Here is an 11,282-nt window from a genome sequence, read left to right as displayed (position 1 = left end):
CCGTGGGACTCCGCGTCAGGACGGCGGGGTGTGGTGGACCGCCTCGACGTTGTTGCCGTCCGGGTCGCGGAAGAAGACGGCGTAGTAGCCGGGGTGGTACTCCGGCCAGATCCGCGGCTCGTGCAGCACCTCCGCGCCCGCCTCCCGCGCCAGGCCGAAGACCTCGTCGACCGCCTCGCGCGACGGCGCCCGCAGGGCCAGGTGGACCGGCCGCACGCCGTCGTCCACCTGCGTGCCCAGCCACAGCGTCGGGAAGCCGTCGGGGCCGCAGAGGCCCACGGCCTCCCCGTGCCGCATCGCCTCGCGCACCCCGAGCGGGGCGAACACGCGCGTGTAGAAGGACACCGCGGCGTCGAGGTCCGCGACCTGCAGCGACAGGTGGTCGATCACGCCGCGCAGGCTAACGACCCGGCCCTCCCCGTGGTCGTCGGGGAGCCCCGCGCCGGGGCGCGGACCGGCAGCCGTCCGGCGCCGCTGCTTGGATGGGGGCAGCGCCGGGACCGCCCCGGGAGCAGGAGGGAGCACCGTGGCCGAGCTGACCCGACCGGACGTCGACCCGCCGACCGGCCCCGCCCCGGCCGACCTCGTCGTCGAGGACCTCGTCGTCGGTGAGGGCCCCGAGGCCAGCCCCGGCAGCCTGGTGAGCGCGCACTACGTCGGCGTCACCCACGAGGGCGGCGACCAGTTCGACGCCTCCTGGGACCGCGGCGACCCGCTGGAGTTCCGCCTGGGCGTCGGCATGGTCATCCAGGGCTGGGACGAGGGCATCACCGGCATGAAGGTCGGCGGCCGCCGCCGGCTCACCATCCCCCCGCACAAGGCCTACGGCGACCGCGGCGCCGGCGGCGTCATCAAGCCGGGCGCCACCCTCGTCTTCGTGGTGGACCTCGTCGGCGTGCGGTAGCGCACGGTCGCGCCGAGCGGGGCCCGGAGGGCTCCGCAGGCGCGACGGAGGCGCTCGACGACACAGGGGTACGGCGCGTGGCCGCGGTGCGGTCCGGAGGACCGCGGTGTGGTTGCTGAGTGCAACCGCTGGGCATCGCCGGGGGCGTGAGCGAAACGGCGCCCGGGCAGTCCGTCGTCACCACCGGACCGCCGGCGCCGCCGGTGCCCGGCGGCACGGGCGGGCCGCAGCACGACTCGGGCAGCGAGAGCACCGGCACCGTCGTCCTCGCCGGGCTGGCCAACCTCGGCATCGCGATCGCCAAGCTGGTCGGCGGGCTGATCAGCCACTCCTCGGCCATGCTCTCCGAGGCGGCGCACTCGCTGGCCGACACCATCACCGAGGTGCTGCTGTTCATCGCGCTCAAGCGCGGGAACAAGCCGGCCGACGACCGGCACCCCTTCGGCTACGGCCGCGAGACGTACTTCTGGGCGTTCATGGCCTCGCTGTGCACGTTCGTGCTCGGCGCCGGCTTCTCGGTGTGGCAGGGGATCAGCACGATCCTGCACGGCGAGGAGCAGGGCTCGCCGACGGTCGCCTACGTCGTCCTGGCGGTGTCGTTCGTGCTGGAGGGCGCCTCGTGGCTCAAGGCTGTCCGCCAGGTCCGGGGCGCGGCCCGGAGGTGGAAGGTGACGCCGGCGCGGTACCTCTCCACCACCACCGACACCACGGTCAAGGCGGTCACCTTCGAGGACAGCGCGGCCCTGGTCGGGCTCGTCCTCGCCGCGACCGGGCTCGTCCTCGAGCACGTCACCGGCGAACCGGTGTGGGACGGCATCGCGGCCATCACGATCGGCGTCCTCCTGCTGGCGGTGGCCTACGCGCTGGCGCGGGCCAACGTCTCGCTGCTCATCGGCCAGGCCGCGTCGTCGCGGATCGAGGAGGAGCTGCGGGCGGAGATCGCCGCACTGCCGCACGTGGAGCAGGTCCCGCTGCTGATCACCTCGGTGATCGGGCCAGGGCAGCTGGTCGTGGCGGCCGAGGTGGACTTCGCCGACGAGGCGACCGCCGAGGAGATCGAGCGGACGTCGGACGAGGCGGAGCGCCGCCTGGTCGCCCGCCATCCCGGCGTGCGGTACGTGTTCCTCGACCCGACCGACGCCGACGGCGACGTGCGCGCGGAGGGGCACCGCCCGGAATGACCCGAGGTCGTTGAACGTTCACCTGATCATGCAGATCGAGGTGTGGTCCGACGTCGTGTGCCCGTGGTGCTACATCGGCAAGCGGCGGCTGGAGGCGGCGCTGGAGCGGTTCCCGCACCGCGACCAGGTGGAGGTCGTCTGGCGCTCGTTCCAGCTGGACCCGTCGATCCCCGACGGCGAGACCTTCCCGACCCTGCCCGCGCTGGCCGAGAAGTACGGCCGACCGGTCGAGGAGATGCGCGCCATGCAGGCGCGGGTCGAGGAGATGGCCGCCGGCGAGGGCCTGCGCTACGACCTGGCGAACGGCACCAGCGGCAACACCTCGCTCGCCCACGAGCTGCTGCACCTGGCCGCCGAGCGCGGCGTGGGCGGGGAGATGAAGGAGCGGCTGCTGCACGCCCACTTCGAGCAGGGCCGTCCGCTGTTCTCCGTCGACGACCTGCTGCCGCTGGCCGTCGAGGTGGGCCTGGACGAGGCCGAGGTGCGCGAGGTGCTGGCCGACCGGCGGTACCGGGCCGCCGTCCGCCGCGACGCCGCCACCGCGCAGGCGCTGGGTGCGACCGGTGTCCCGTTCTTCGTGGTCGACCGGAAGTACGGCGCCGCCGGCGCCCAGCCGGCCGACCTGCTGCTGCAGCTCCTCGAGCGGGCGTGGGCCGATGCCCACCCGCTCGTGACCGTGCCGGACGCCGACGGGTGCGTCGGCGACGAGTGCGCCGTCTGAACTACTGGACGGCGGGGCCGCCCTGCTCGGTCCCGGACAGCTGCTTGAGGAACTCGTGGCAGCGCTTGGCCCGCTGCGAGTCCTGGTCCATGACCTCGCGGAAGAACGCCGCGACGTCGTCGAGCCCGGCGTTCTCGGCGTCCCGGACGTACTGGCCGTAGTCGTGCCCGGCCTTCAGCGAGTGGTACTGCACCGAGATCAGGTCGTAGGTGACGTCCTCGAAGCCGGTCTCACCCGTGGCCATCGCGACCTCCTCCGATCGGAGCGGTAAGGGACGCGGGAGGGGTTCCCCCGCGGCGCGACCGGAAACGGCTCAGCCGCGCGGCGCCTCGGTGAAGGCGCCACCGGTGACGTCGCCGCCCCCGGCGTCGTCGGCCTCCGTCCGCCCGGCCTGCAGCTCCTCCTCGCCGGTCGCCACCGGGTCGTCCTCGGTCGAGGCCAGGTCGGCCCCCTCGGCGACGGCGCCGGGGTCGGCCTGCGTGGTGCGCGGGTCGTTGAGCGGGTCGGGGACGTCGGGATCGGTGACGGTCATGCCGCTCGCATGCCCCGGCCGGCCGCTGGCCAACCCGTAACAGATGTGTTACGCATTAGCCGTGGAGGCGCTCGGGGCGCTCGCCGACCCCACCCGGCGGGAGATCGTGGCCCTGCTGGCGCGCCGCGAGCTGGCCGCCGGTGAGCTCGCCGCGTGCTTCCCGGTGAGCCGCCCGGCGATCAGCCGGCACCTGCGCGTGCTGCGCGAGGCCGGGCTGGTGCGCGACCGGGTGGACGGCCGCCACCGCCGCTACGTGCTCGACCCGCGACCGCTGCGGGAGCTCGACGACTGGCTGGAGCCCTACCGCGACCTGTGGGCCCAGCGCCTGGACGCGCTCGACACCGAGATCGCCCGCGGCCGGCGGGCCCGACGGACCGGAGACCAGCCATGACCGGCAGCCCCGACGACCGCCGCGGCGTCGTCACCCGCGAACCCGACGGCGGCCGGCGGCTGGTGTTCCGCCGCAGCTGGCCGGACCCGATCGAGGACGTGTGGTCGGCGCTCACCGACAACGAGCGCTCGGCCCGCTGGATCGGCACCTACGAGGGCGAGCGCGGCGCCGGCGGCGCCGGCACGTTCACGATGCTGCACGAGGGGGACGAGCCGGCCGCCTCGCCGACGACCATCGTCGAGTGCGACCCGCCGCGGCGGCTCGTCCTGGAGTGGGCGCAGCCGGAACCCTGGCGGGTCGAGCTCGACCTGAGCACCGAGGAGGGCCGCACCGTCCTGGTCTTCACCCAGGTCCTGCCGACCGGGGAGGGCGTCGCCGACGTCGCGGCCGGGTGGCACTGGTACCTCGACAAGCTCGCCGCCGAGCTGCACGGCGAGCCCCAGCCGACAGACTGGGACGCCTTCTTCGCCGAGGTCGGGCCCGCCTACCGCGCCTGACAGTGAGGATGTGGGCGAGCCCCGCAGCGGTCGTTCCTGACCCAGCGCCTGACTGACTTCGGGTCTTCATGCCGATCTGTCGGTGCGGTCCGCTGCGGGGCTCGCTTGCACTCACCGGTCGAGGGTTCGTGACCTCATAGGAGCTTGTGCCAGCAAGCACCCGTCACTGTCTTGTCCGCTCGCTCGGCGGTGCGTGCCGCCCTGACCGATCGAGTGACAAGGACGGCGATGACCACCATCGCAGAGCCGTTGCCCGCTGCCCAGTCCGTCACCACCGGCCAGCCGGTGTTCGGCGGGGTGGACACCCACGCCGACACCCACACCGCCGCGGTCGTCGACGCCGCCGGGCGGCTGCTGGCCCACCGCGAGTTCGCCGCCACCCCGGCCGGCTACGGCCAGCTGATGGACTGGCTCGCCGCGCACGGCCGGGTCCAGCAGGTGGGTGTGGAGGGCACCGGGGTCTACGGCGCCGGCCTGGCCCGTCACCTCACCGCGGCGGGGATCGAGCTGGTCGAGGTCGACCGTCCGGACCGCAAGACCCGCCGGTTCGCCGGTAAGTCCGATCCGATCGACGCCGAGGCCGCCGCCCGCGCCGAGGCCCAGACCCAGATCCGGGCGCTGATCATCACCGCGCCCGAGCCGCTGCGCGGCCAGTTGCGCACCCTGACCCTCCGGCGGCTGCTGGCCACCTGCGCGGCGATGCGCCCGGACCCGACCGGCAGCGCGGACCCGGTGCAGGCGACCAAGACCGCGCTGCGCAGTCTGGCCCGTCGCCACGCCCGGCTCAGCGAGGAAATCGACGACCTCGATACCCTGCTCACCCCGCTGGTCGGCGCCATCAACCCCGCCCTGGCCGCCGCCCACGGCGTGGGCGCCGACGTGGCCGGCCAGCTGCTGGTCACCGCCGGGGACAACCCCGACCGGCTGCGCTCCGAGCCCGGCTTTGCCGCCCTCTGCGGCGTCTCACCGATCCCCGCCTCCTCCGGGCGCACCCACCGGCACCGGCTCAACCGCGGCGGCGACCGGCAGGCCAACGCCGCGATCTATCGGGTCACGCTCTGCCGGATGCGCTGGGATCCCCGCACCCGTGCCTACGTCCAGCGCCGCACCGAAGAAGGGCTGTCGAAGAAGGACATCATCCGATGCCTCAAACGACTGATCGCCCGCGAGCTCTACTACCTGCTCACCTCACCACCACCGGCCCAAGCCGCTTGACGATCCATAGGAGCATCGGCCGGCCAGCACCATCGCCGCGGTGAGTCCGAGGGCGCCGGCGACGAGAGGCGTCTCGACCGGGTCGAAGCCCGTCGGGGTCAGCCGCTCCCGGTCGCGCCGCTCCAGCAGGATGCCGGGCAGCATGGCCACGCCGAGCAGGACGAGCACGCGTCGGGCCGCATCGTCCGGGCCGACGAGGAGGCGTGCGGTCGCCCAGGCCTGCGCCGCGATCATCGGCGTCGGTGCGCTGAACGCGCTGCCGAGCCACAGGGCGTCGCGCCGAACCCGGTCCGGGCGGCCGTGCAGGAACGGGATGTCGTAGGTCACCGCGCGCCGCACGGCGACCCCGGCGCCGGCGAGCTGCACCGCCAGCTGAGCGGTGGACAGCGCGACGAGCAGGCGGCGTCCGGCCACGGCCGCAGCATAGGGGCGGAGGACCGGTATCGGATCCCGCCGCGGGCCCGGCCGGGTCGCCGGATGCGGTGAACGCCGCTCCCCACCAGGGTCTTCCGTCCGCGGACAAGACGTCCTATACGTAACATCTCTCACGGTTACACGGCCGTGTACGCCTTGTAGCCTGACTCGATCCGGATCCCGGCGAACCGTCCCCGGACGGCCCGGCGCCGACCCGCTCAGCCACATGGATGGAGATGCCGTGACCTCAGTGGCCACCCCCGGCTTGGACAACGCCCCCACGACGCACGCCCGGTTGCTGGCGTGGGTCCGGGAGATGGCCGAGCTCACGACCCCTGACCAGGTCGTGTGGGTCGACGGCACCGACGAGGAGTGGGAGCGGCTCACCCGGAAGCTGGTCGACGCGGGCACCTTCACCCGCCTGGAGAAGAAGCCCAACTCGTTCTGGTGCGCCTCCGACCCCAGCGACGTGGCGCGCGTCGAGGACCGCACCTTCATCTGCTCGGTCGACGAGGCCGACGCGGGGCCCACCAACAACTGGATGGCCCCCGACGAGATGAAGTCGATCATGACCGGCCTGTACCGCGGGTGCATGCGCGGCCGGACCATGTACGTCATCCCGTTCTGCATGGGCCCGGTCGAGGCCGAGAACCCCATGTTCGGGGTGGAGCTCACCGACTCCGAGTACGTCGTGGTCTCCATGCGGGTCATGGCCCGCATCGGCAGCCGGATCCTCGAGGCGATGGGCGACGACGCGGCGTTCGTCCCGGCCATGCACTCGCTCGGTGCCCCGCTCGAGCCGGGCCAGCAGGACGTGCCGTGGCCGTGCAGCTCGACGAAGTACATCACCCACTTCCCGGAGGAGCGGGCCATCTGGTCCTACGGCTCCGGGTACGGCGGCAACGCGCTGCTGGGCAAGAAGTGCTACTCGCTGCGGATCGCCTCGGTCATGGCCCGCGACGAGGGCTGGCTCGCCGAGCACATGCTCATCCTCAAGCTGACCAGCCCGCAGCAGAGGACGTACTACATCGCCGCCGCCTTCCCGTCGGCCTGCGGCAAGACCAACCTGGCGATGCTCGAGCCGACCATCCCCGGCTGGAAGGTCGAGACGCTCGGCGACGACATCGCCTGGATGCGCTTCGGCGAGGACGGCCGGCTCTACGCGCTCAACCCCGAGTACGGCCTGTTCGGCGTGGCCCCCGGCACCGGCTGGGACACCAACCCCAACGCCATGCGCACGATCGACAAGGGCAACTCCGTCTTCACCAACGTCGCCCTCACCGACGACGGCGACATCTGGTGGGAGGGGATGACCGACGAGCCGCCCGCGCACCTCACCGACTGGAAGGGCCGGGACTGGACGCCGGGCTCGGAGGAGCCGTCCAGCCACCCGAACAGCCGGTTCTGCACCCCCATCACGCAGTGCCCGATCCTCGCCCCGGAGTACGACGACCCGAAGGGCGTGCCGATCTCGGCGATCCTCTTCGGCGGCCGGCGCAAGACCACGGTCCCGCTGGTGACCGAGGCGCGGGACTGGAACCACGGCGTCTTCATGGGCGCGACGCTGTCGTCGGAGACCACCGCGGCCGCCACCGGCGCCGTCGGCGTCGTCCGCCGCGACCCGTTCGCGATGCTGCCGTTCATCGGCTACAACGCCGGCGACTACTTCCGGCACTGGGTGGAGACCGGCAAGGCGCACGACGCCACCAAGCTGCCGCGCATCTTCTACGTCAACTGGTTCCGCCGGGACGACGACGGCGGCTTCCTGTGGCCGGGCTTCGGCGAGAACAGCCGCGTGCTCAAGTGGGTCATCGAGCGGCTCGAGGGCACCGCCGCCGCCGAGGAGACCGCGATCGGGCACGTCCCGACGCCGGACTCGCTCGACGTCTCGGGCCTCGACCTGACCCCCGAGCAGGTGGCCAAGGCCCTCGCCGTCGACACGGACGAGTGGCGCGCCGAGGTCCCGCAGATCACCGAGTGGTTCGAGAAGTTCGGCGACAAGCTGCCCAGCACCATGTGGGACGAGCTGGAGATCCTCAAGCACCGCCTCGACGCCTGAGGCCACGATCAGCTGACCCGATCCGGACGGGTCCTCCCCCGCGGCGCACCGCGGGGGAGGACCCGTTCCGGTGAGGGAGGACGACGGCCACCCGCGCCGAGCGGGCGGCGTCCACACCCCGCAGGTGGCGCGGCGGGCGCCCCGTCCGGGTGATCCCGCTGGTCCTGGCGTGTCGCGGACCACGTCCGACGCGCCGCCCACCGGGCGCGTCGGTTAGCGTGACCCCGCCTGACACCCTCTCCGACGGAGACCTCCCCCCTCGTGGCCAATCCTTACCTGCACGTGCTGCGCACGCCGCACGCGCTGCCCATGGTGCTGGCCGCGTTCGTCGGGCGGCTGCCGCTGTCGATGGTGGGGCTCGGCTGCGTGCTCCTGGTCGCCTCGGAGACCGGTTCCTACGGCTTCGGCGGTGCGGTGGCCGCCGTCGGCGCGGTGACGACGGCGCTGGCCGGCCCGGTGATCGGCCGGCTGGCCGACAGCCACGGCCAGCGGCGGGTGCTGCTGCCCGTGCTCGTCGTCTTCGTGGCGGCCGGCGCCCTCTTCCTCGCCTCGGTGAAGGAGGACTGGCCGCGCTGGATCGTCTTCGTCGGCGCCGGCGTCGCGGGTGCCTGCATCCCGCCGGTGGCCTCGATGATCCGGGTGCGCTGGACCCACCTGCTGCGCGGCAGCCACCGGCTGCCCACCGCGCTGGCCATGGAGTCGGTGGTCGACGAGTTCGTCTTCATCGTCGGGCCGGTGCTGGTCACGTTCCTCTCCACCACCGGCCACGCCACCTCCGGGGTGGTCACCGCCTTCACCCTCGCCGTCGTGGGCAGCCTGCTCTTCGCCGCCCAGCGCCGGACCGAGCCGCCGCCCGGCGGGCACGAGAGCCGCTCGGGGCCCTCGGCCATGCGCACCCCGGGGCTGCGCGTGCTGTTCGTCGTCGGCGGGGCCGTGGGCGCCATCCTCGGCACGCTGGAGATCGCGCTGGTCGCGTTCGCCGACGAGGTCGGGGCGATGTCGCTGTCCGGCGTGCTCATCGCGGGCCTGGCTGTCGGCTCGATGGCCAGCGGCATCGGCTGGGGTGCGGTGCACTGGCGCCACCCCCTGCGGCTGCGGCTGCTGGTGGTGCTGGCCCTGCTGACCGTGCTGAGCGTCCCGCTGCTGCTCATCGACGACATCTGGCTGATGATCCCGTTCGTCGTCGTGGCCGGGATCGCCGTCTCCCCGTCGCTGATCAGCTCCTTCACCCTCGCCGAGCTGCTGGTGCCCCGGGCCGCGGTGACCGAGGCGTTCACCTGGATCGGCACCGCCCTCGGCCTCGGGGTGGCCCTGGGCGCGTCGGTGGCCGGCAAGATCGTCGACGTCGCCGGGGCCAACGCCGCCTTCCTCGTCGCCACCGTCTCCGCCGGGGTCGCCGCGGTGGCCGTCGGCGCCTTCCAGAAGCTGCTGCACGTGCCGGCGGAGCACGCCGCCGAGCCGGCGCTGGCCGCCTGAGGGGCAAAACACACCAAGCCGGTCGTATTTGACGGGAATGGTCCCACGTGGTTGTGTCGGGGGCGTGACGCCGCTGCTCCTCCACCGCCGGTCCGACGTGGACCTGCTGCGGGTGGCGAGCGCGCTGTGTCCGGGTCGCTGAGCGCGCGCCCCTCACCGACCCCCGCCGCTGACGTCCGCGGCCGCTTCGTAAGGAACTCCTCCCCGCATGTCCCTCGCACCGCTGTCCCCTGTCCTCGCCGACCCCCGCCTGGCCCCGTTCGTGGCCGCGGCGTCCACCCGGCCCACCGGCTCGGCCGCCCTCGCGGTCGCCCTCGCCGTCCGCACCGATCTCTGGGAGCCGGTCGTCGGCTTCCGCGAGAGCTCGCGCTGGACGGCGCTGCTCGAGCCGGCCGACGTCCGGCCGTTCCTGGACCCCTCGTTGCACGACGAGCTCGACGACGCCCAGATCTGGCTGCTCTCCTGGCTGCCCGGCCAGGGCACGCCGCTGCACGACCACGGGGACTCGGCGGGCGCCTTCGCCGTCGCCCGCGGCACGCTCACCGAGAAGGTCGTCGCCACCGGAGGGGCCGACCGGCCGCGGGAGACCGAGACCGAGCTGGACGCGGGGCGGGTCCGCCACTTCGGCCCCCGCTACGTGCACCAGGTGACCAACCGGCACGCCGAGCCGGCCGTGAGCCTGCACGTCTACGCGCCCCGCCTGACCGTCATGAACACCTACCGGGTGGACGACGACGGACTGGTCCGCACCGGCAGCGAGCGCGCGGGGGTGGACTGGTGACCCTGTCGCTGACCCGGCCGGCCGGTGCCCGCTCGATCGACGAGCTGCTGGCCGAGGCGCGCAGCCGGCTGGTCCGCGTGACGCCCGCCGAGGCGGCCGCCCGCGTGGCCCGCGGTGCGCTGCTGGTGGACATCCGCCCGGCCGCCCAGCGCGTCCGCGAGGGCCAGGTGCCCGGGTCGCTGGTGGTCGAGCGCAACGTCCTGGAGTGGCGGTTCGACCCGGCCTCGGACGCCCGGCTGCCCGAGGCCACCGGCTACGACGTCGAGGTGATCGTCCTCTGCTCGGAGGGCTACACCTCCAGCCTCGCGGCCGACGCGCTCCGCTCGCTCGGCCTGTCCCGGGCGACCGACGTCGTCGGCGGCTTCCGGGCGTGGGAGGCGGCCGGTCTCCCGACCTGCTGACATGCTCGGCCGGTGACCCGCGCCCGCCCCGCCGCCGGTGGCGGCCGGGTCCTCGGCGTGGCACCGGAGCGGCTCGCGCGCTGGCTGGACGGCGTGGCCGACCGGCACGGTCCCTTCGCCGAGGTCGCGCTGGACGACGGCGCCGTCCGCGTGACGTGCGCCGACACCACCACGGTCACCCTGCGGGCGCCGTTCACCTGGACGCCGGGACCGGCGCTGCTGTCGGGGTTCACCGCGGCCGCGCGGCAGCCCCGGCGGGCGGCGGTGCTGCTGGTGCGGAGGGGCCGCTGGGCCGTCGGCGTCTTCGCCGGCGCGGAGCTCGAGGCGTCCAAGGTCGACTCGCGGTTGGTGCAGGGCCGGACCGCGGCCGGCGGCTGGTCGCAGCAGCGCTTCGCCCGCCGCCGCGGCCACCAGACCGACGCCGTCGTCGACGCCGCCGCCGACACCGCCGCGCGCGTGCTGCTGCCGGCCGCCGGGGAGGTGGCGGCGCTGTTCACCGGCGGCGACCGCGGCCTGGTCGACGCCGTCCTGGCCGATCCGCGCCTCGCGCCGCTGGCCGCGCTGCGCCGCGAGCCGGCGCTGGAGGTGGGCGAGCCGACGAAGGCGGTGCTGCTCGCCACCCCGCAGCAGTTCCGCGCCGTCGCCGTCCACATCGTCGAACCCCACGAGCGCTGACGGCCGCGATCTGCTGTTCACCCCGTGACGGATGT

At 73.9% G+C, this 11,282-nt stretch carries 15 protein-coding genes; 11 read left to right on the top strand and 4 right to left on the bottom strand.

Translation table 11 applies throughout. The features are described from left to right. Positions 1–15 precede the first annotated feature (15 nt). Positions 16–390 carry a VOC family protein gene (locus tag ACI8AF_RS03575; protein ID WP_456538288.1) on the bottom strand — a complete coding sequence of 125 codons (375 nt, stop codon included), beginning with the start codon at positions 388–390 and terminating at the stop codon, positions 16–18. A 136-nt stretch (positions 391–526) separates the two neighbouring features. Between ACI8AF_RS03575 and ACI8AF_RS03570 the strand changes: the two genes are divergently transcribed. From ACI8AF_RS03570 to ACI8AF_RS03560, 3 genes are all read left to right on the top strand, one after another. After that, positions 527–904: an FKBP-type peptidyl-prolyl cis-trans isomerase gene (locus tag ACI8AF_RS03570; RefSeq protein WP_456538287.1), complete on the top strand. Its 378-nt coding sequence runs from the start codon at positions 527–529 to the stop codon at positions 902–904. Between the two features lie 146 nt (positions 905–1,050). Then, entirely contained in the window at positions 1,051–2,085 is a 1,035-nt protein-coding gene (locus tag ACI8AF_RS03565; protein ID WP_456538286.1) for a cation diffusion facilitator family transporter, read from the top strand. A gap of 10 nt (positions 2,086–2,095) precedes the next feature. Then, a complete protein-coding gene (locus ACI8AF_RS03560; protein WP_456538285.1) occupies positions 2,096–2,806 on the top strand; it encodes a DsbA family oxidoreductase in 711 nt (236 codons plus the stop codon). Between the two features lies 1 nt (position 2,807). On the opposite strand, the gene ACI8AF_RS03555 is transcribed toward ACI8AF_RS03560, so the two are convergent. Further along, positions 2,808–3,050, bottom strand: coding sequence for an acyl carrier protein (locus ACI8AF_RS03555; protein WP_456538284.1), 243 nt, complete (start codon positions 3,048–3,050; stop codon positions 2,808–2,810). A gap of 69 nt (positions 3,051–3,119) precedes the next feature. Beyond that, on the bottom strand, positions 3,120–3,338 hold the full coding sequence (locus tag ACI8AF_RS03550; RefSeq protein ID WP_456538283.1) for a hypothetical protein: 219 nt from the start codon (positions 3,336–3,338) through the stop codon (positions 3,120–3,122). A 61-nt stretch (positions 3,339–3,399) separates the two neighbouring features. Between ACI8AF_RS03550 and ACI8AF_RS03545 the strand changes: the two genes are divergently transcribed. From ACI8AF_RS03545 to ACI8AF_RS03535, 3 genes are all read left to right on the top strand, one after another. Then, on the top strand, positions 3,400–3,729 hold the full coding sequence (locus tag ACI8AF_RS03545) for an ArsR/SmtB family transcription factor (protein ID WP_456538282.1): 330 nt from the start codon (positions 3,400–3,402) through the stop codon (positions 3,727–3,729). Then, complete coding sequence (locus tag ACI8AF_RS03540) at positions 3,726–4,226, top strand: SRPBCC family protein (protein WP_456538281.1); 501 nt, start codon at positions 3,726–3,728, stop codon at positions 4,224–4,226. Before ACI8AF_RS03545 ends, ACI8AF_RS03540 begins: the two co-directional genes overlap by 4 nt. Positions 4,227–4,454: 228 nt before the next feature. Further along, positions 4,455–5,441 carry an IS110 family transposase gene (locus ACI8AF_RS03535; RefSeq protein ID WP_456538280.1) on the top strand — a complete coding sequence of 329 codons (987 nt, stop codon included), beginning with the start codon at positions 4,455–4,457 and terminating at the stop codon, positions 5,439–5,441. Here the strand turns inward: ACI8AF_RS03535 and ACI8AF_RS03530 are convergent. Then, positions 5,415–5,855, bottom strand: a complete 441-nt coding sequence (locus tag ACI8AF_RS03530) for a hypothetical protein (RefSeq protein WP_456538279.1) — start codon at positions 5,853–5,855, stop codon at positions 5,415–5,417. The two genes, ACI8AF_RS03535 and ACI8AF_RS03530, sit on opposite strands and share 27 nt — an antisense overlap. A 241-nt stretch (positions 5,856–6,096) precedes the next feature. On the opposite strand from ACI8AF_RS03530, the gene ACI8AF_RS03525 reads away from it, so the two are divergent. The 5 genes from ACI8AF_RS03525 to ACI8AF_RS03505 all read left to right on the top strand — a co-directional run bounded on the left by ACI8AF_RS03525 (position 6,097) and on the right by ACI8AF_RS03505 (position 11,247). Continuing rightward, a complete protein-coding gene (locus ACI8AF_RS03525) occupies positions 6,097–7,914 on the top strand; it encodes a phosphoenolpyruvate carboxykinase (GTP) (protein ID WP_456538278.1) in 1,818 nt (605 codons plus the stop codon). Positions 7,915–8,175: 261 nt separating this feature from the next. Continuing rightward, on the top strand, positions 8,176–9,390 hold the full coding sequence (locus tag ACI8AF_RS03520; RefSeq protein WP_456538277.1) for an MFS transporter: 1,215 nt from the start codon (positions 8,176–8,178) through the stop codon (positions 9,388–9,390). A 208-nt stretch (positions 9,391–9,598) separates the two neighbouring features. Beyond that, the gene (locus tag ACI8AF_RS03515; protein WP_456538276.1) at positions 9,599–10,171 is read left to right on the top strand and encodes a cysteine dioxygenase; all 573 of its coding nucleotides are present in this window, start codon (positions 9,599–9,601) and stop codon (positions 10,169–10,171) included. Continuing rightward, positions 10,168–10,572, top strand: a complete 405-nt coding sequence (locus ACI8AF_RS03510) for a rhodanese-like domain-containing protein (RefSeq protein ID WP_456538275.1) — start codon at positions 10,168–10,170, stop codon at positions 10,570–10,572. Before ACI8AF_RS03515 ends, ACI8AF_RS03510 begins: the two co-directional genes overlap by 4 nt. 12 nt (positions 10,573–10,584) lie before the next feature. Beyond that, positions 10,585–11,247, top strand: coding sequence for an acVLRF1 family peptidyl-tRNA hydrolase (locus ACI8AF_RS03505; protein ID WP_456538274.1), 663 nt, complete (start codon positions 10,585–10,587; stop codon positions 11,245–11,247). Positions 11,248–11,282: the final 35 nt, after the last annotated feature.

This window comes from Blastococcus sp. SYSU D00669, assembly GCF_054050715.1.
The sequence above is the reverse complement of the archived record's forward strand: the minus strand, read 5'-3'. Positions and strand labels throughout refer to the sequence as shown.

What these genes read in the sequence shown, in the direction of transcription:
- ACI8AF_RS03540 (WP_456538281.1), top strand. Translation starts at nt 3,726, where the DNA reads ATGACCGGCAGCCCCGACGACCGCCGCGGCGTCGTCACCCGCGAACCC.
- ACI8AF_RS03535 (WP_456538280.1), top strand. Translation starts at nt 4,455, where the DNA reads ATGACCACCATCGCAGAGCCGTTGCCCGCTGCCCAGTCCGTCACCACC.
- ACI8AF_RS03555 (WP_456538284.1), bottom strand. Translation starts at nt 3,050, where the DNA reads ATGGCCACGGGTGAGACCGGCTTCGAGGACGTCACCTACGACCTGATC.
- ACI8AF_RS03550 (WP_456538283.1), bottom strand. Translation starts at nt 3,338, where the DNA reads ATGACCGTCACCGATCCCGACGTCCCCGACCCGCTCAACGACCCGCGC.
- ACI8AF_RS03515 (WP_456538276.1), top strand. Translation starts at nt 9,599, where the DNA reads ATGTCCCTCGCACCGCTGTCCCCTGTCCTCGCCGACCCCCGCCTGGCC.